General features: G+C 71.8%; 17 protein-coding genes and 1 pseudogene. 13 read left to right on the plus strand and 5 right to left on the minus strand.

Annotated elements, in window-relative coordinates; translation table 11 throughout:
* Nucleotides 1-579 (plus strand): annotated as a pseudogene (locus ACFQV6_RS13115) (glycogen debranching enzyme); the annotation flags it as partial.
* A gap of 8 nt (nt 580-587) precedes the next feature.
* Here ACFQV6_RS13115 and ACFQV6_RS13120 read toward each other — a convergent pair.
* Nucleotides 588-968: a MerR family transcriptional regulator gene (locus ACFQV6_RS13120; RefSeq protein WP_378027707.1), complete on the minus strand. Its 381-nt coding sequence runs from the start codon at nt 966-968 to the stop codon at nt 588-590.
* Nucleotides 969-1,029: 61 nt separating this feature from the next.
* On the opposite strand from ACFQV6_RS13120, the gene ACFQV6_RS13125 reads away from it, so the two are divergent.
* From ACFQV6_RS13125 to ACFQV6_RS13165, 9 genes are all read left to right on the plus strand, one after another.
* The gene (locus tag ACFQV6_RS13125; RefSeq protein WP_378027708.1) at nt 1,030-1,971 is read left to right on the plus strand and encodes an aldo/keto reductase; all 942 of its coding nucleotides are present in this window, start codon (nt 1,030-1,032) and stop codon (nt 1,969-1,971) included.
* A 76-nt stretch (nt 1,972-2,047) separates the two neighbouring features.
* The gene (locus ACFQV6_RS13130; RefSeq protein ID WP_378027709.1) at nt 2,048-2,773 is read left to right on the plus strand and encodes an alpha/beta fold hydrolase; all 726 of its coding nucleotides are present in this window, start codon (nt 2,048-2,050) and stop codon (nt 2,771-2,773) included.
* A gap of 86 nt (nt 2,774-2,859) precedes the next feature.
* Nucleotides 2,860-4,047: an MFS transporter gene (locus ACFQV6_RS13135; protein WP_378027710.1), complete on the plus strand. Its 1,188-nt coding sequence runs from the start codon at nt 2,860-2,862 to the stop codon at nt 4,045-4,047.
* A 75-nt stretch (nt 4,048-4,122) separates the two neighbouring features.
* Nucleotides 4,123-5,187 (plus strand): hypothetical protein, encoded by a 1,065-nt coding sequence (locus ACFQV6_RS13140; RefSeq protein WP_378027711.1) that lies wholly within the window; start codon nt 4,123-4,125, stop codon nt 5,185-5,187.
* An 89-nt stretch (nt 5,188-5,276) separates the two neighbouring features.
* The gene (locus ACFQV6_RS13145) at nt 5,277-7,280 is read left to right on the plus strand and encodes a fibronectin type III domain-containing protein (protein WP_378027712.1); all 2,004 of its coding nucleotides are present in this window, start codon (nt 5,277-5,279) and stop codon (nt 7,278-7,280) included.
* A gap of 19 nt (nt 7,281-7,299) precedes the next feature.
* Complete coding sequence (locus ACFQV6_RS13150; protein WP_378027713.1) at nt 7,300-9,672, plus strand: hypothetical protein; 2,373 nt, start codon at nt 7,300-7,302, stop codon at nt 9,670-9,672.
* A gap of 73 nt (nt 9,673-9,745) precedes the next feature.
* The gene (locus tag ACFQV6_RS13155; RefSeq protein WP_378027714.1) at nt 9,746-10,141 is read left to right on the plus strand and encodes a ChaB family protein; all 396 of its coding nucleotides are present in this window, start codon (nt 9,746-9,748) and stop codon (nt 10,139-10,141) included.
* Nucleotides 10,134-10,550 carry a DUF1810 domain-containing protein gene (locus tag ACFQV6_RS13160; protein WP_378027715.1) on the plus strand — a complete coding sequence of 139 codons (417 nt, stop codon included), beginning with the start codon at nt 10,134-10,136 and terminating at the stop codon, nt 10,548-10,550. The genes ACFQV6_RS13155 and ACFQV6_RS13160 overlap by 8 nt, the downstream gene beginning before the upstream one ends.
* Nucleotides 10,551-10,776: 226 nt before the next feature.
* Nucleotides 10,777-11,508 (plus strand): dienelactone hydrolase family protein, encoded by a 732-nt coding sequence (locus ACFQV6_RS13165; protein WP_378027716.1) that lies wholly within the window; start codon nt 10,777-10,779, stop codon nt 11,506-11,508.
* Nucleotides 11,509-11,583: 75 nt separating this feature from the next.
* On the opposite strand, the gene ACFQV6_RS13170 is transcribed toward ACFQV6_RS13165, so the two are convergent.
* A complete protein-coding gene (locus tag ACFQV6_RS13170) occupies nt 11,584-12,183 on the minus strand; it encodes a maleylpyruvate isomerase family mycothiol-dependent enzyme (RefSeq protein WP_378027717.1) in 600 nt (199 codons plus the stop codon).
* Between the two features lie 55 nt (nt 12,184-12,238).
* The gene (locus ACFQV6_RS13175) at nt 12,239-13,495 is read right to left on the minus strand and encodes a zinc-binding dehydrogenase (protein ID WP_378027718.1); all 1,257 of its coding nucleotides are present in this window, start codon (nt 13,493-13,495) and stop codon (nt 12,239-12,241) included.
* Between the two features lie 141 nt (nt 13,496-13,636).
* Between ACFQV6_RS13175 and dacB the strand changes: the two genes are divergently transcribed.
* Both dacB and ACFQV6_RS13185 read left to right on the plus strand, forming a co-directional pair.
* Nucleotides 13,637-15,436: a D-alanyl-D-alanine carboxypeptidase/D-alanyl-D-alanine-endopeptidase gene (dacB, locus tag ACFQV6_RS13180; RefSeq protein ID WP_378027719.1), complete on the plus strand. Its 1,800-nt coding sequence runs from the start codon at nt 13,637-13,639 to the stop codon at nt 15,434-15,436.
* Nucleotides 15,318-16,262: a winged helix DNA-binding domain-containing protein gene (locus ACFQV6_RS13185; protein WP_378027720.1), complete on the plus strand. Its 945-nt coding sequence runs from the start codon at nt 15,318-15,320 to the stop codon at nt 16,260-16,262. Before dacB ends, ACFQV6_RS13185 begins: the two co-directional genes overlap by 119 nt.
* Here the strand turns inward: ACFQV6_RS13185 and ACFQV6_RS13190 are convergent.
* Both ACFQV6_RS13190 and ACFQV6_RS13195 read right to left on the minus strand, forming a co-directional pair.
* On the minus strand, nt 16,259-16,744 hold the full coding sequence (locus tag ACFQV6_RS13190; RefSeq protein ID WP_378027721.1) for a hypothetical protein: 486 nt from the start codon (nt 16,742-16,744) through the stop codon (nt 16,259-16,261). The genes ACFQV6_RS13185 and ACFQV6_RS13190 overlap by 4 nt on opposite strands.
* Nucleotides 16,745-16,826: 82 nt before the next feature.
* Nucleotides 16,827-17,177 carry a hypothetical protein gene (locus tag ACFQV6_RS13195; protein ID WP_378027722.1) on the minus strand — a complete coding sequence of 117 codons (351 nt, stop codon included), beginning with the start codon at nt 17,175-17,177 and terminating at the stop codon, nt 16,827-16,829.
* 152 nt (nt 17,178-17,329) lie between these two features.
* Between ACFQV6_RS13195 and ACFQV6_RS13200 the strand changes: the two genes are divergently transcribed.
* Nucleotides 17,330-18,466 (plus strand): epoxide hydrolase family protein, encoded by a 1,137-nt coding sequence (locus ACFQV6_RS13200; protein ID WP_378027723.1) that lies wholly within the window; start codon nt 17,330-17,332, stop codon nt 18,464-18,466.
* Nucleotides 18,467-18,544: the final 78 nt, after the last annotated feature.

Raw genomic sequence — 18,544 nt, forward strand, 5'->3', positions numbered from 1 at the left:
CTGCTGCTCAGCCAGGGCGTACCGATGATCGCCCACGGCGACGAACTCGGCCGCACCCAACAGGGCAACAACAACGTCTACTGCCAGGACAGCGAGCTGAGCTGGGTCGACTGGCAGGAGGCACGCCAGTACGACGTGCTCACCGGCTTCGTGCAGAAGCTGCTCAAGCTACGCGCCGAGCATCCGATCTTCCGCCGCCGCCGGTTCTTCACCGGCGAGCCGGCCGGCGACTCCAAGCTGCCCGACATCGCCTGGCTGCGCCGCGACGGCGAGATCATGACCGAGGCCGACTGGAACACCCGCAGCGGCATGACCATGACCGTCTTCCTGAACGGCCACGGCATCCCCGAACGCGACGCCCTCGGCGAGGAGATCAAGGACGACTCGTTCCTGCTGCTCTTCAACCCGCTCGACGAGGACGTGGCCTTCACCCTGCCGGCCCGCGATTACGGCCGGACCTGGGAGATCTCGGCCAACACCGCCGATCCGCTCCAGGCGGGACGTCGCAAGACCTTCAAGGCAGGAAGTCAGGTACGGCTGGTCCGGCACAGCCTGGCCGTACTGCGCTGCCGTTACTGAGCCTGCCGTTACTGAGCCTGCCGTTCCTGAGTTTCTGACACCGACCGGTACCACTTGATTTTCTCGCGGACGCGTTCCTGCTCGAGGCGCAACTGGGCGACCCTGTCGTCGATCTCCCGGTCGTGTTCCTCGAGCAGGGCGGTGCGCTGGTCGGCGTTGTCCTCGCCACCCTGGAGCAGCTCGGCGAAACGGCGCAGGCGGGCGATCGGCATGCCCGAGTCGCGCAGGCAGCGGAGCAGTCCGAGCCGGGAGAGATCGTCGTCGGAGAAGACGCGGCGGCCCCCCGAGTCGCGCCGGATGCCGTGCATCAGGCCGATCTTCTCGTAGTAGCGGATGGTGTCGAGGCTGACCCCGATCCGTCCGGCCGCTTCACCCGGCGTGTACGGCACTGGTGCCTCCCCGTATCGGCATATTGACCTGGAGCGCGCTCCAGCAACCAGGCTATCGGGCATGGCAACGGAGATCACGATCGTCCTCGGCGCGCTGGCATTCGGCACCCGGGTGGACGAGGCACAGTCGGTGGACCTGCTCGACCAGTACACCGAGCTCGGCGGCGAGTGGATCGACACGGCGAACAACTATTCCTGGTGGATGCACCCGAGCGGCCTCGGCGGGCAGAGCGAGGCGATCATCGGGCGGTGGCTCGGCAAGCGTCCCGGGATGCGGGAAAGAGTCAAACTCAGCACGAAGGCCGGCGCGGAGCCGACAGTGCCCAACGGCTATCCGGAGCACGTCGAGGGGCTTTCGGCGGCGGCGCTGCGGGCGGCCCTCGGTAAGAGCCTGGACCTGCTGCAGACCGAGCGGGTCGACCTGTACTGGGCGCACATCGAGGACCGGTCGGTGCCGCTGGAGGAGACTGTCGAGGCGCTCGGTGGCTTCGTGGCCGACAATCGGGTGGGCCGGCTCGGCGCCTCCAACCACCCGGCCTGGCGGGTGGAGCGGGCCCGGATGCTGGCGGCGGAGCGGGGGCTGACCGGGTACACGGCGATGCAGTTGCGCTGGTCGTATCTCCAGCCGATGCCGGGAGTGGCGCTGCCGCAGAGCGGGCACGTGCACGCTTCGGCGGAGACTTTCGACTACGTGGGGGCGACCGGGCAGTGGCTGTGGGCGTACAACACGATGCTGGACGGCGGCTACACCCGGCCGGACCGGCCGCTGCCGGAGGCGTACGCCCACCCGGGCACGGCCCGGCGGCTGGCCGCCCTCGACGAGGTGGCCGCCGAGCTCGGTGCCACCCGCAACCAGGTCGTCCTCGCCTGGCTGGCCGGCGGGCCGATTCCGGTCGCGCCGATCGTCGGGGTGACCACGGCGGCGCAGGTCAGTGAGGCTCTGGGCGCAAAGGCGCTGCGGCTGACCCCCGACCAGCGAGCCAAGCTGGACGCGGCGGGATGATCGCTGATGGCGTGGGTAACAGGTGTGGGTGTTCGAGGACCCGCAGTTTCCCCGTCGCTGGGTGACGGTGGGTGGTGTGCGCACGCACGACCGCCACTCCACCCGAGCCGCCGGCCTGCCAGTGGTGATGGTGCACGGCCTGGCCGTCTCGCACCGCTACCTGATGCCCACCGCCCGCGCGCTGGCCGCCCGCCACCCGGTGCTGGTGCCCGACCTGCCGGGCTTCGGGCTGAGTGACAAGCCGCGTCGTTCCTATGACGTCGGGCGGCACGCCGAGCACCTCGCGGCCTGGCTCGATGTGCTCGGCCTGTCCCGGGTGTGCGTTGCCGGGCACTCGTTCGGGGCCGAGGTGGTGGCGCGCCTCGCGGTGCTCCGGCCGGATCTGGTGGCCGGTGTGGTGCTGGCGAGCCCGACCGCCGACCCGGTGGCCCGGACGCGGCGGGGACTGTTCGGCAGGTGGGCGCTGGACCTGTTCGTCGAGCAACCCTGGCAGGCGGTGGTGCTCGCCCGCGACATCGTCGACGCGAAGCCGTGGCGGGTGCTGGCGACGCTGGGGCACTCGGTGCACAACGCGGTCGAGCGGGATCTGCGCCGGCTGCCGGTGCCGCCGCTGGTGCTGGGTGGCTCGCTGGACCCGGTGGCGCCGCCGCGCTGGCGTGCCGAGGTGACGGCGATGACGGGCGGGGTGTCGGTGACCGTTCCGGCCGCCGCGCACAACGTCATGACCACGTCGGGGCGGCGCTCGGCGAACGCGATCGCCGCGTATCTGGGTGCGATGACAACGAGCGGAAAAACCGTTTGACGGCACCGATAATCTGATCCTCCGTATCTCCGGGAGTCCGTGAGCCGCGAGGGGGCCCTGCCCCACTCTCGACTCAGGAGCCGTTCATGCGCCGGGCACCCGCCCTCTCCTTCCTTCTTGTCACCGTCTTCCTCGACCTGCTCGGGCTCGGCCTGATCGTGCCGATCGTGCCGGCCCTGATGACGGCCGTCACCGCCGATGCCGCTGATGCCGTGTTCTGGGCGGGCCTGCTCGGCTCGGTCTACGGCCTGCTCCAGTTCGTGGTGTCGCCGCTGCTCGGCCGGCTGTCCGACCGGTACGGCAGGCGGCCCGTCCTGCTCGTCTCGCTCGCCTGTCTCGGCGTCGACTGGCTGGCGCACGCGATCGCGTCCGGCCCGTGGACCCTGCTGGCGTTCCACGCCCTGGCCGGCGCCTGCGCGGGAACACCGACCGTGGTCAACGCCTACATCGCGGACGTCACCGAGCCCGAGGGTCGCGCCCGGGCGTACGGGCTGGTCGGCGCCGCCTTCGGACTGGGTTTCGTGGCCGGCCCGATTCTCGGCGGGCTGCTCGGTGCCGTCGACGTCCGCCTGCCGTTCTTCGCCGCCGCCGCCCTGTCGTTCGCCGGTGTCGCCTACGGCTGGCTCGTGCTGCCGGAGTCACGCCCCGGGGACCGCAGCACCCGGCTGACGCTGAGAGCGGCGAACCCGATCGGCGCTATCGCCGTGGTTTTGCGGCGTCCGGTGCTGGGGCGCCTCGCGTACGCCCGTCTCTGCGCCGACGTAGCCCGGATGATCCATCAGTCGACGTGGACGTTCTTCGTCACGGTCCAGTTCGCCTGGAACACCGCCCAGGTCGGCGCCGTGATGGCGGCCGGTGCGCTGGCCGGAGCGGTGTTCCAGGCGCGGGCGGTCGGCCCGATCGTGCGAAGGCTCGGTGACCGGCGTGCCGCGGTGGGCGGCAGCGTGGTCGGCGTGGTGGCGCTCGCGGGTACAGCGTTCGCGTCCGAGCCGTGGATGCTCTACGTGCTGCAGGGCGTCGGTGTGCTCGGGTCGGTCGGTGGTGCCGCCGCGCAGTCGTGGATCTCCCGCCAGGTCGGGGAGGACGAACAGGGGACCGTGCAGGGGGCGCTGACCGGGATCGGAGCCATCGCCGAGACCCTGGTCCCGCTCGCTGCCGGGTTGGTTTTCGGGTGCTCACTCTCGTACGGAAGACCGGGTTTGATCTTCATGGTCGCCGCCGTCTTCGCCGCCCTGAGTGTGCTGCTGCTGGCCGCGACGCCGGGCCACCGGTAGCGCGACCGGCGCCGTCGCGACAGGTTGCGTGGCCGGTGGTCTGGTGCGCGGCGGCCGATGGTGTTACGCAGAGACATGGATGCCGTGCCACGTGTCTCCGCCCTCCGCCCCCGCGTCCACTTCGCCCCGCGGACCGGCCGGGTCGGTGACCTTTTCGGCGTGCTGCGGCTCGCCGGTCAGTACCACGTCTTCTACGAGCACCGGCCGGACCCGCCGCTCGCCGACGGGCCCGGCGGCTGGGGGTGGGCGGTCTCCGACGACCTGGTCCTCTGGACCGAGCGGAGTGTCGCCCCGCCACCCGTCGAGCCCCGCTGCGGCACTGTCGTGGCGGGGCCGGACGGTCCGATGATCTTCTCGGCGCGTGACGGGAAGGTGGTGCGGGCGGTGGCCGCGCCGGATCTCTCCGGCTGGCGGGCCGGCACCGCCGAACTGTCGATCGACACCTCGCCGGACGTCCGCGATCCGTTCGTGTGGTGGGCCGGCGACGAGTGGCGGATGATGGTCGCCGCGCGCGGCACGATCCAGCAGTACCACTCCGCCGACCTCCTGACCTGGGAGCACGACGGCGTCCTGATCGCCGGCGGCGAGGACTGGAGCTGTCCCCGGTTCTTCCCGCTCGACGGGCACTGGGTGCTGCTGGTGACGACAGCGACCGGCGAGGTGGCGTACGCGATCGGCGGTTATGACGGCCGCGAGTTCACCGCCCGTGGCTGGGGCGTCTTCGGCCGGGGCTGTCTCGGCCCCGCCGTCACCTTCGTCGATGCCGCGGGCCGCCGCTGCGCGCTCGCCCGCCTCGGTGAGTCGGCAGCCCCGCCGGGGTCGGCCTGGGCGGGCACGCTCAGCCTTCCGTGGATTCTTTCGGTACGGGAGGAGCGGTTGATCGCGACCCCGCACCCGCACCTCGACCGCTATCTGATCAACGGGGCGTCGGGTCTGACCGCCGCCGGGGGAGAGGTCCGCGACAACGGCGAGCTGATCCTGAGCATGCCGCCCGGTGGCGAGACGCTGGTGCTGGCCGACGCCGACATCATCGAGGTGATCGTCGAGGGGGTCAGCGGTTTCGGTGTGGCGCGGCGTGCCGCTCCGGGGCCGGCGGGCATTCGCGTGGCGCGATTTGGAGGGGCGAAAAAGGTCAGATGATCCCGTACGGCCCTTAAAGGCCTAAGTTTTGGATCTGTGATGCCGATCACGCTACCGGTTCGGAAAGTCCGGACCGGAACGGAGATCCGATGTCCCGCCGCGCCGTTCTCGCTGGAGCCGCCGGCCTTCTGCTGACCGTCGTGTCGCCCCTGCCCGCCGCTCACGCCGACGCACCGGACGACATGCCTGTCGATGTGTGGCCGGAGTGCTCGAGTCCCGCCTCGGCGTACTGTCTCGTCTCGGCGACCACGGTGCCGGCCGGCGGCTCGTCGACGGCTCTGACCGATGTCGGCCTGATCCCGAGCGTCACCACCACGGAGTCCGACACCGGCACCTGGCTGCGGTGGGCGGTCACCGACTGGGCCGGGCAGTCGCCGTCCGTGACCGGCGGGCAGATCACCCTGGTGATCAACACCGGGGAGTTCGTGCCCCGGTTCACCAACGCGACGGCGGCCGGCCTGCGGGTCACCCGGGCCACCGGCCCGTCCGGCGATCACCTGCTGACCGTCACGGGGCGCGCGACCCCGGTCTCCTGGACGACCGGTGACCTCGCCGCCGACTGCACCGCGGGCCTGACCTGCGGCGACACCGACACCATGGCTGATCAGGCCGGGAGCGGGTGGCGGTTCGAGGGCCGCACCCAGGACCTGTCGGGCAGTGACGCCGCGTACGAGTCGGCGATGGACGGGGCGTTCGTGGCGACCGACGCGCAGGCGCGGGCCGAACTGCCGACCTACGACCCGGGCGGCGGAACCTCGCGGTTCAGCCTCTCCGCCGTCGGCAACCCCCAGGTGAGCGCGGACGGTGCGGCGGTGCGGAACTTCCTCACGGTGCAACTGCCGACCGGGTACTTCACCGCCGCGGGCACCACCGCGTCGGCGGCGGTGAACACCGGATTCGACGTGGTGACGGCCGGTAGCGACGGTCCGGTGGCGCAACGCGTCGTCGCGACGACCTCGGACGGTGGCGTACGCCTCGAAGTGCCCGACATCGGACCCGGGGCGGACCTCGCCGACGTGGTGGTTCGCCATGTGGCGTCGACGGTGCCGATGAGCGCGGCGGCGCCGGGTGCACCACGCGCGGTGACCGCCATCGGTGCGGCGGACAGTGCTCAGGTCACCTGGCAGGCACCGGCTGCTGACGGCGGGTCCGCGGTCACCGGGTACCGGGTGCGGGCCTACGGCGCGGTGAGCGGCGGGACCATGGTGTCGTCCTGCGAGGCGGTGACGAGCGGGTGCAAGGTCGAGGACCTGACCGACGGGGATGCCTATTTCGTGGCGGTCAGTGCGGTGACCGTACGCGGTGAGGGCACGCCCGCCGGCCGGGTTCGGGTCGTGGCCGGGGTTCCGGTGCGAGGTCCGGTGGTCGGTGTTCCCCAGCAGCCGGTTTCTTCTGCCACCCCCACTCCTTCACCCACGCCCACTCCTTCTGTCTCGCCTTCTATCACGCCCTCCGCTTCGCCCTCTGCTTCGCCCTCCGCGAGCCCGACTCCCTCTGCGCCGGCTGAAGCGCCATCGGCGCCCGGCTCCGTCAAGCTGACTCCCGGAGCGGGCCGCCTCACGGTCTCCTGGGCGGCGTCGGCCTCCAACGGCGGTGCCCCGATCACCGGATACACCGCCCGGGCCTACCTCGCGGCATCCGGTGGCTCACCCGTCGCCGTGTGCAAGACCGACGCGTCCCGCCGTTCCTGCCTGCTCACCGGGCTCGACGACGGCACCCGCCACTACGTGCTCGTCACCGCCACCAACAGTGCCGGGACCAGCACCGGTGGCGTCCGTGCCGCCGCCTCCACGTGGGGCGTGCCGGGACGTCCGCGATCGGCCGACGCCGTGTCGCCGAAGAAGGGCCGGGTCACGGTGACCTGGCAGGCTCCCGCGGCGAACGGCGGCACCCCGGTGACCGCCTACCGCGCCGAGCTCTCGGCCAAGGCGGGTGGCCCGGCCAAGGCCCGCTGCACCGCCGGCGCGTCCGAGCGCAGCTGCCGGGTGACCGGTCTCAAGGCCGGCAGCACCCTCCATGTCCGTGTCGTCGCCCTCAACGCCGCCGGTACCTCGGCCGCCGCCACCGGCGGCCGGGTCAAGGTTCACGGCTGATCCTCCGGAGGACCGAGAAATGAAAATCGTCCGCTCCGCGCGGTCCGGCACCGCGTCGCGGGTGACCCGCGTGGTCACCGCCGGTACGACCGCGCTGCTCCTCGCGTTCGCCGGGGCGAACCCCGCCCAGGCGTCACGGCCCAAAGCCTCCAACGGCAAGGCCTGCACCGTCCTCGGCACCAACGGCAACGACCACCTGATCGGCACCCACGGGTACGACGTGATCTGCGGCCTCGGCGGCAACGACGTGATCACCGGCGGCGGCGGCAAGGACGTGCTGGACGGCGGTGCCGGTGACGACCAGATCACCGGTGGCACCGGCACCGACACCGTGTTCGCCGGCGACGGCCAGGACACGGTCGCCGGCGGCGGCGGCAACGACCAGATCCGTGGCGGCGAAGGCACCGACACCCTGAACGGTGGCGGCGGCGCCGACGTGGTCGACGGCGGGCCCGGCGACGACACCGTGGGCGGCGGCACGCCGCAGGACGAGACGGACCCGGCGAACGCCGCCGACCGGCTCGTCGGCGGTGAGGGCGCCGACACCCTGACCGGCGGGCCCGGCGCCGACGTCATCAAGGGCGGCGACGGCAACGACGACGTCGACGGCGGCGACGGCAACGACGTGGCCGGCGGCGACAGCGGCGACGACACAGTCGCGGGTGGCGACGGCAACGACCGGCTCGACGGCGGAGCCGACACCGACACCCTCGACGGCGGCGCGGGCAGCGACGGCGTCAACGGCGGTGCCGGTGACGACGAAATGATCGGCGGCGCCGGCGACGACACGGTCAACGGCGGTGCCGGCACCGACCATGCCGCGGGCGGCGACGGCAGCGACCGGCTCAACGGAGGCCCGGGCGTCGACACCATGGAAGGCGGTGCCGGCAACGACCAGGTCAGCGGTGGTGCCGGGAACGACGTCATCACCGGCGGCGACGGCGACGACACCCTCATCGGCGGCGACGGCGACGACACGATCGGCGGTGGCGACGGCAGCGACCGGATCGAGGGCGGCGGCGGCAGCGACGACCTGGACGGCGGCGGCGGCAACGACGACATGGACGGCGGCCTGGGCGACGACAAGATGGACGGCGGCGCCGGGGACGACGCCGTCGAGGGTGGCCCCGGTGTCAACGTGTGCGTCAACGACCCGGACGACGCCGGTGGCGACAGGTGCACCGACAAGGGGTCGCCGCGGCTCGACACCGCGTCGCTGACCTGGTCTATCGAGCCGTCGGTGAGCAACGCCGAGAACGTGACAGTCCGGCTCCGTGGCCGTCTCACCGACGACCGCAGCGGCGTCGTGAACACCGGCATCTACTTCAGGAGCCCGGAGGACTGGGGTCCCTCGCTGTACCTGAGCTCCTGGTACGGCGGGCTCGCCGGCGGTGAGCTGCACGACGGAATCTTCGAGTACACGGGTACGCTGCCCGCGCTCGCGGTGCCCGGCGAGTGGACCATCGACTCGATCTCCCTGTCCGACCGGGTGCACCGGACCAGCAACTACTACCGGCAGGAGGACGGCACCTTCCGGGTGGACACCAGCGTGGAGGGTGACGACGAGCAGCCCGTGAACGTCGAGGTTCCGCCGCTGGTGGTGACCGGCGAGACGTACGACCGGGAGCACCCCGTGCCGAACGGCGCCGAGGCGGTCTGGATGACCGCGACGACGCAGGACAACAGCGAGTTGCGGGAGGTCAAACTGCGGGTCCCGGTGACCGACGACCTCAGCGGGGTGGCGTACGCCGCCGTCGTGCTGCGAAGCACCGACCCGGAGGGGCCGACGATCTGGCTCAGCCATGCCGAGAAGGTCGAGGGCGACGACACCGACGGGGTGTGGGAGGTGGGCGGGGCGCTTCCGGCGTATCTGCCGACCGGGGAGTGGCGTGTCGAGAACATCTACGCGACCGACCGCACCGGCCGCTACATCTACGCGACCCCGTCGGAGGGCGGCGAGTGGATCGAGCCGCTGACCATCACCGGCTCGGCGTCGGACGCGCTGTCACCCACGATCGACGTGAGCTGGGGCGAGTACGTCGGCCTGACCGAGGCGGACAACAGCGCCGACCGGGAGGTCCGGCTCAAGATCCGGGCGGCCGACGACGTCAGCGGTGTCCAGTACATCAGCGCCGACTACTGCACCGCGGGCGCCCGCACCTGGATGTCCAGCCAGGGCGAAGGGGTCGACGGCGTGTGGGAGCTGGTCGGCACCCTTCCGGCGACGACCACGCCGGGTGACTGGCGGCTCTGCTCGGTCACCGTCACCGACAGGGCGGGCCGGAGCCGGCAGTACCAGATCAGCGCCGACGGCAGTTACAGCATCGACGGCGTGCCTCAGGACGGCACGGTCGGCATACCGACCTTCCTGCTCAAGCCGGTCGGCTCCTGACCGGTGGTGACACCCCCGTCCACGCGCTGTGGGCGGGGGTTTTGCCGTGTGCCCGGTGGGAACGTTGAGAAGTATGCCTGGACGTGACGAACTGCCGGAAACCCTCAAGCGGTCACCGGAGAAGGCCCAAGACACCTTCATCAAGACTCACGACTCCGCCGTCGAGCAGTACGGCGAGGGCGAGCGTGCCCATCGGACCGCGTTCTCGGCCGTCAAGCACTCGTTCGAGAAGGTCGGCGACCACTGGGAGCCCAAGGACGAGAAGGGCCCGAGCGACGCCAAGGCCGCCGGCGGGCGCGACACGAAAGCGGAGACGGCCGGTGGTGTCGACGCCAACGCGAGCAAGGAGCACCTGCTCGGCATCGCCCGCAAGCTGGACGTTCCCGGCCGCTCCACGATGACCAAGCCGGAGCTGGTCAAGGCGATCCAGAAGGCCAACGACCGGGAGACGCGGCGCGCGCGTGGCTGAGCTGGACCGTTTCGTACGGGCACAGGACGGCGGCGTCCACGAACAGGCCCTGGCCGAACTGCTCGCCGGGAACAAGCGCAGCCACTGGATGTGGTTCGTGTTTCCGCAGCTCGCCGGGCTGGGCTCCAGTTCCACCGCCCACCAGTACGCGATTCGCGACCTCGGCGAGGCGCGCGAGTACCTGGCTCACCCGGTGCTCGGCCCTCGTCTCCGGGAATGCTGCACCGCTCTCCTCAAGCACTCGGGCCGCTCCGCCACGCAGATTCTCGGGTATCCGGACGACCTCAAGCTGCGCTCCTCGATGACGCTGTTCGCCCGCGCCGCCGCCGATCCCACCCTGTTCGACCGGGTCCTGGCCCGCTACTACGACGGCCCCGACGACCGCACCCTCACCCTCCTCTCCCGCTGAAAATTAGCTGGCCCTCAGCGGTGCCCCGCAGGCGATTTGTCCCCGCTCACAGCCAGCTGGTCGTGAGGGGTGTCCCGGGGGCGATTTGTGCCCGCTCAGAGCCAGCTGGTTGTGAGGGGTGTCTTGTGGGCGGTTTTTGCCCGCTCAGGGCCAGCTGGGGTCACTAAGGAGGGGGAGTCGGTGGGCGGGAGGGTCACGGCGGGGCGGGCGCCGTAGGGTCGGCGGCATGAAGTTGCGTGAGGACGAGGTGTGGGTGCCGGCGCCCGACTGCGAGATCCGGACGATCGTGGTCCGGCCGGCCGGGGACGACCCGCTGCCCGGCGTCCTGCTCTACACCGACATCTTCCAGGTCACCGAGTCGACACTGCGGACCGTGCGGCGCCTCGCCTCGTACGGTTTCGTCGTCGCCGTGCCCGAGATCTACCCCCGCACCGAGCTGGCCGGAAAGGCACTGGAATTCGACGACGCCGGGAAGCAGGCCGGTCTCGCCGGTGCCGCCGCCACCACGACCGCGCACTTCGACACCGACCGGGTGGCCGTTCTCAATCATCTGGAGCAGCGCTCCGACGTCACCACCCTCTACGCCACCGGCTTCTGCATCGGCGGCCACCTGGCCTTCCGAGCCGCCCTGGACCCGCGGGTCGCGGCCACCGTCTGCTTCTATCCGACCGGCCTGCACAACGGTGGCCTCGGCGCCGACGACCCCGGATCCCTCGCACAGGCTGGCGACATCCGCGGCCGCCTGATGGTCGTCTTCGGCTCGCGGGACCCGCACGTGCCCGCCGACGCCCGGCTCCAGACGATCTCCGCCCTCTACGCCGCCGGCCTCGACGACCTGGAACTGCACATCTATCAGGGCGGGGAGCACGCGTTCATGCGCGACGTCGGCCCCCGCCACGATCCGGTCCTCACCGACCTGGCCCTCACCGAGGCCGTCTCGTTCCTGACCGGCCGGTGATAGAAAGCCTGACCGGCCGGTAATAGAGAGCCTGACCGGCCGGTGATAGAAAGCCTGACCGGCCGGTAACGGCGGTCAGGAAAGGACCGGGAACAGGTCGGCCGACCCTCGCCCCGTCGCCGCCTCGATGAACGCGACGGGCGGCGCCATCTGAGCGAGCACCGCCGCCGTGTGCTCCAGCGCCTCCGCCGGCAGATCGACCGGCAGCCCCAGAGCCCGCCGCAGGTCGAGCAGGTGCACCGTCGACTCGACCACCCCGATACTGATCACCTCGTCGATCGGCAGCAGCCCGAGACCGAAATAGTCCACCACCACGGGACCCAGGCCTCGTGCCGTCGCGAGAGCTCGCTGTCCCGTACCCGAGAAGCTCTCGATCATTTGATCTGTGCTGTAGCGATCAGCGTCCGACCGTGCGTTCGCCGCGACCCGCTCCCGCCCGCTGTCGGCAACGCCGCCGGGTGTGTTGAACTGCCGTAACAGGTCGGCGGCGCGCGGATGGGTCGGTTCCGCGGCGCGCACCTGGCCGGCCACCGCCGCCAGACCGTGCGGCCAGGCGGCGACATGCGCGTAAAGGCTGCGCACATTCCAGTCGCCGAGGCGGGTCGGCAGCTTCCACTGTTCCTCGGTCATCGTCCGGCCGTGACCGGTCCAGATCTCCCACAACGACTCCAGCACGGCAGTGTCATCCCTTCCAGCGTCTGGCCCATGTCACCATCCCAGGCTGCCGGGCTCAGCCGGCCAACGGAATTTCCGGATTCGGGCGCAGCGTCACCTTCACCGCACCCGCCCGCGGACCGGCCGACGCCGCCGCCAGCGCCGCCCGCCAGCCGTCCAGTGCGAACGTGTGCGTGACCAGGTCGTCGACCGGGAACGCCGGGTCGGCCAGCCACTCCACCACCTGCGCCATCGTCGGGCGCCCGCCGAGCGACTCCTCCGGACCGGAGTTGACCGTGCCCTGGACCGTGAGCTGCCGGTTCCATACCAGTGACCAGTCCACCGACTGGCGCCCGGCGCTGCCGACCAGCACCAGCATCCCGGTGGGCCGCAGCACGTGCAGCGACAGGTCGAGGGTCGAGCTGAGGGCGACGCAGTCGAAGACCACGTCGACGCCCTGTTCCAGGATCGGCGTACGGGTCAGCCGGGGCCGGATCACCCGCCCGCCGTGCTCGGCGGCGATCGCCTCCACGACCCGCGGTCCGGGTTCCAGCGTGCGCGACGCGCCGGCGAGCAGGGCGCGCTCCCGGCTGAAGGCTCCCGGCCCGACGGCCGTGATGTCCAGGTCGGGATGCAGGCGGCGCAGCGCGGCGATGAGCAGCAGCCCGATCGTGCCGGGGCCGATCACCACGGCCCGGTCACCGCGCCGCGGCCAGCGCAGGGCGGCGTGCAGCGCGATCGAGGCCGGTTCGGCGAGGACCGCGCGGCGTGACGGAACCGCGCCGACCGGGTGCAGTTGCGTCTGGTGCGCGACGACCACCTCACCCCAGCCGCCGCCCAGCGCCGCGTCGAAACCCTGGGTGGGCGACCGGCATCCGGTGGTGCCGGGCTGGTCGAAGCGCTCGCAGACGTACGGGTACCCGTCCCGGCACGACCGGCACGGCTCGAACCCGCGGTGCACGCACGACAGCACCGGGTCCACGGCCACCCGATCGCCCTCCCGCACGCTCGTCACGCCCGGCCCGGCCGCCTCCACCACGGCGACGATCTCGTGCCCGAGGATCTGCCGCCGCGCCGAGTAGTACGCGCTCAGCACCGGCGACGACTTGGCATGGGCCACGGCGGTGTCGCTGCCGCAGATGCCGGAGAGCTCGGGCCGCAGCCGCACCCAGCCGGGCGCCCGCGGCAGCACCGGCTCCGGAACGTCGTCCCGCAGCGAGAGCAGGCCCGCGACACCCCAGCCGGCTCGGCTGCCGGCGCCGCGCGGGAAGGTCTGTGCGGCAGCGGTCATCAGGTAGCGGGGGATGGTCAGATCGGTGAGGACGGCACGCATCGGTCCTCCGGGGGCGCTCGGGAGACTGTCCAGGCATGGTGCCATCGATCACCGTCGCCGGGAAGCCTCCGCGGTTACGCCGTGGGCGAGATATCGGCGTGTTCATCCCCTATGCCCTGGCTGTCTTGCCAAGATCCGCGGGTGCCTTTCAGCGTCGCCATCACCGCCGTCCTTGCTGCCGCCCTCGCTCTACCGGCGGCCGTTCCCACCCCTCAGCCGGCTTCCGGCGCTGCCTCGGCGCCGGGGCGGGAGCGCTCGGCGCCCGTGCGGGAGCACTCGGAGCCGGCCGAGGTCGCGGCGGAGCTGGATCGGGTGCTGGCTGATCGGCGGCTGGCGGGGGCGACCGTGGTGGGTGAGGTGCGGGAGGAGGGGAGCGGCGTGATCGTGTGGGCGCGCGACCCGGATCGGCGGGTGCTGCCCGCGTCGAACCAGAAGCTGCTGACGGCGGCCGCGGCCCTGGAGATCCTCGGCCCGGAGTACCGGTTCCGCACCGAGGTCCGGAACACCGGCACCATCGGCGCCGGCACGCTGCGCGGCGATCTCTTCCTGGTCGGGCGGGGAGATCCCACCATGACGTACGCCCGATACGACACGCTCGCCACCGCCGTAGCGAAGTCCGGTGTCACCCGGATCACCGGCCGGCTCGTCGCCGACGACTCCTGGTTCGATGGTGTTCCGCTCGGACTCGACTGGTCCTGGCAGGACGAGCCGTTCGCGGACACCGCCCCGATCTCCGCCCTCACCTTCGCGGCGAACGATCGGCTCGACAACGCCGCCGTCGAGGTCCGCTACCGGCCGGGCGCCGCCGGGAAACCACCGGTGCTCACCCTGCACCCGCCGACCACAACGGTCCGGCTGGTGAACCGCGCCGTCAGCGGAAGGACCGGGGCCGTCGCCGTGACCCGTGATCACGGGGCCGGGACGATCGTGGTGAGCGGGACGGTCACCTCGGCCGGCACAGAGCTGGTGTCCGTTCCCGATCCGGCGGCGACCTCTGCCGACGTGTTCCGCGCGGCGTTGCGCCGGCACGGGGTCGAGCTCGTTCGCCGTACTGAAAGAGGGTCTGCACCGGCAACGGCCGTGACCGTGATCGCTCAGGTCTCCGACCCCCTGGCCCGGGTGTTGCCCACGTTCCTCAAGCTCTCGAACAACGGCATTGCCGAACTGCTGGTCAAGGCGATGAGCCGGGCCGCGGCACCGGGCGTGCCGGGAAGCTGGCCGGGCGGGCTGACCGCGATGTCGACCGCCCTCGCCGGCCTCGGCGCCGACCCGGCGGCGCTCACCCTGGGTGACGGTTCCGGGCTGAGCCGGCGTAACTGGGTCACCGCCAGGCAGCTCACCACCGTCCTCGTCGCCGCCCGCGAACGCACCTGGTTCCCCGCCTGGTACGCGGCCCTGCCGATCGCCGCGGACCCGGATCCGTCGGTCGGAGGCACCCTGCGCGATCGGATGCGGAACACCGCCGCGGCCGGGAACGTGCACGCGAAGACCGGCACGCTCACCGGTGTCAACGCGCTCTCCGGCTATGTCACGGCGGGTGACGGGCGGCGCCTGGTCTTCTCGGTGATCGCGAACAACGCGGTGGCCGGAGTGAGCGATCTCCTCGACCGGATCCCGATCACCCTGGCCGGGATTCAGCGGTCAGAAAGTGGCCGCTATGACCGTTACCGTTCGGGGGGTGACCGTGCGAACGCTCGACCGGCGATCCCTCAACCGCGCCACCCTGGCCCGGCAACTGCTGCTGCGGCGGGCCGATCTGACCGTGCCGGAAGCCCTGACCAGGCTCGGCGGGCTCCAGGCGCAGACGCCGCACACCTGGTACGTGGGGTTGTGGAGCCGGCTCGAGAACTACACGCCGGAGCCCACCGGGCAGCTGCTGATCGACCGGGCGATCGTCCGGATGGCGCTGATGCGCTCGACGATCCACCTGGTCACCGCTGATGACTGCCGATGGTTGCGCCCGCTCGTCGAACCGGTGATCGTCCGGAGCACGATGGGCGTTTTCGGCCGCCATCTCAAAGGGGTAGAGCGTGAGCGGCTGGTCGCCGCGGCGCGTGCGGTGCTCGCGGTCAAGCCGATGATCTTCAGTGAGCTGGGCCGCGCGCTCGCACCGGAGTTTCCCGGGCACGATCCGGCGGCGCTGGCCCAGGCGGTACGCGCGTGGTTGCCGCTGGTGCAGGTGCCGCCGCGCGGGGTGTGGGGGAGCAGTGGCCGGCCCGCGCACGTACCGATCGAGCAGTGGCTGGGCGGGCCGGTCGAGAAGGACCCGCCGGTCGACGAGTTGTTCCGGCGCTATCTGGCCGCGTTCGGGCCGGCCACCGTACGCGACGCGCAGCAGTGGTCGGGCCTGACGAAGCTCGCCGAGGTGGCCGACCGGCTCCGGCCCGCGCTGGTGACGTTCCGCGACGAACAGGGCCGGGAGCTCTTCGACCTGCCGGACGCGTCCCGTCCCGATGCGGAGACACCCGCGCCGGTCCGTTTCCTGTACGACTTCGACAACCTGCTGCTCTCCCACGCCGATCGCAGCCGGGTGGTGACCGTCGACTACACGGTGCAGGGGTGGGGTGGCGGCAACATGGAGCAGCCACGGTCGATCCTCGTCGACGGTTTCGTGGCCGCCACCTGGAAGATCACCGGTGGGACGCTGACCGTACGGCCGTTCCGGTCACTGACCGCCGGAGAGCGGGCTGGCGTCGAACAGGAGGGGGCGGCGCTGCTGGCGTTCCATGCGCCCCGCGCCGCCCACGAGATCGTCTTCCTGCCCTAGGACCTGCTGGTGGCGCCGGGGCTGGTGGTGGGTTCGGCGCCGAGTTCGGTGCCGCCGCCCGTGCCGGGGGAGACGATGCTCGACTTCAGGGCGTCGGTGTCCTGGCAGATCGTCTGCACCTTGAGGATCGCCGGGCCGACCTCGGCGGTCACCGTGGCCTCCTCGAAGGTGCCGGCCGCGGCCCCGGCCCGCAGCACGGCGGACTCCAGCACGTTCACCGCGCTGGTGATCAGGCTGCTCTGCGACGTCTTGCCGGCGGCGACGATCGCCGCGCCGGTCGTGGTGTCGAGGTCGCGGCCCTCCTCGCCAAGGGTCGCCTGGCGCGCGAGGACGCAGGTGGTCCGGGTGCCCTCGTCCAGGCCGGGGGTGATGGCCGGGGTGGTTCGATCGCCGCCGGGTGAGGCGGTCCCGCTCTCGGAAGCGCAGCCGAACAGCCCTAGAAGGGTGCACAGGGCGACAGCTGCGGTGGTGGATCTGCGCATGGCGGGAGGCTACCCATGCCGCCGTCCTGCCTTCCGCCCGGCGTTTCCGGGTGTGACCTGCGTCTGTTCCGGCCGTTACCTCTTATACCGTCTCGGACCCCTGCGCCGTCCCGGCCCAGATCTCGCCGCTGACTGTCAGGGCGAACGAGGGGCCGGGGCGGTCCGCCTGCCACCCCTGCGCGCGGGCCCGGCGGATCACGGCCGCGACGATCGACGGCACCACCGACACCCCGGCGGCGCCGATCCAGTTGCTCGGATGGGCACCCGGCATCGTCGCGATCAGCACCGCCCCCCGCCGGTCGGCCCGCTCGACCGCGAACGACAGCGGCGTCGCCGCGACACCCTGCGGGTACGTCGGCCGCCTGCGGACCCGCCACCGGTAGGCGAGGCCGTCGACGGTGATCACCCGGGAACCCTTCTTCACCAGAGCCATGACCATCTACCTTCCCCCGCTCGGGTGACCGCAACCCGGGTGGGCCGGTCACTGAGTTCTACGCCACGGTTTTCGCGCCACCGCGGAGGGCAGAGCGGACGGGGGATTGCGGTTGAATGGGACATCCGGCTCGGCCGGGAAGGGGAGCGGAGATGAGCGACGTCGACCGGTCCGCGCTCAGGCCGTACCGGGTGCGGGTGCCGCGCGGGGATCTGACCGACCTGCGGCGGCGGCTCGCGCGTACCCGCTGGCCCGAGCCGGCGCCGGCACCCGGCCACGGGATCGCCCTGGACGTGGTGCAGGACCTGTGCGGTTACTGGGCCGAGGGCTACCAGTGGCGGGTCACCCAGTGGCGCCTCAACACGGTGCCGCAGTACATGGTCACGCTCGACGGCCTGGACTTCCACGTGCTCCACGCCCGCTCCCGGCACCCCGGCGCGCTGCCGCTGATCCTCACCCACGGCTGGCCGGGCTCGGTCCTGGAGCTGCTCGGCCTGGTCAGCCCGCTCATCGATCCGCCCGACCCCGCCGACGCCTTCGACGTCGTGATCCCCTCCCTCCCGGGGTACGGCTTCAGCGCCAAACCGGCCGAGCCGGGCTGGGGCATCACCCGCATCGCCGGGGCCTGGGCGGAGCTGATGGCCAAACTCGGCTACTCGCGATACGGAGCGGCCGGCAGCGACTGGGGCACGAGCATCTCCAGCGAGCTGGCATTGAGGGATCCCGACCACGTCGCCGGGATCCACCTCGTCCCGCCGCTGGCCGGCCCCGAGCCCGGCTCAGCGGGTGATCTCACCGATGCCGAGCGGGCCGCCCTGGACACGCTGATCGAGCGGGGGCGCACCTCCTCGGCGTACTCCGAGATCCACCGCACCGCGTCGCAGACCGCCGGGTACTCCCTGGTCGACTCGCCGGCCGGCCTGTGCGCCTGGATGGCGGAGAAGATGCTGGCCTGGAGCGACGGCGGGCTCACCCGCGACCAGATCCTCGACCAGGTCACCCTCTACTGGCTGACCGGCACGGCGGCGTCCTCGGCCCGCCTCTACGCCGAAAGCATCGACCAGGTCACCGGGTGGATCACCGGGAAGGCGGCCGAGCCCGTGCCGGTGCCCGTCGGCGCCTCGATCTTCCCCGCCGAGGTGCCGCGCCCGTCGCGGCGCTGGGCCGAGCGGCGTTATCCCGACATCCGCCACTGGTCCGAACACGATCGCGGCGGTCACTTCCCGGCCCTGGAGGTTCCCGACCTCCTCGTCGACGACCTCCGCACCTTCTTCCGCACAGTCCGCTGAGAGCCAGCTGGCTCTGAGGGGTGTGTGCGGGGCGCCGAGGCCCCTCTCAGAGCCAGCTGGCTTTGAGGGGTGTGTGCG

The sequence above is a fragment of the Actinoplanes sp. GCM10030250 genome (genome assembly GCF_042666575.1).
Taxonomy (GTDB): domain Bacteria; phylum Actinomycetota; class Actinomycetes; order Mycobacteriales; family Micromonosporaceae; genus Actinoplanes.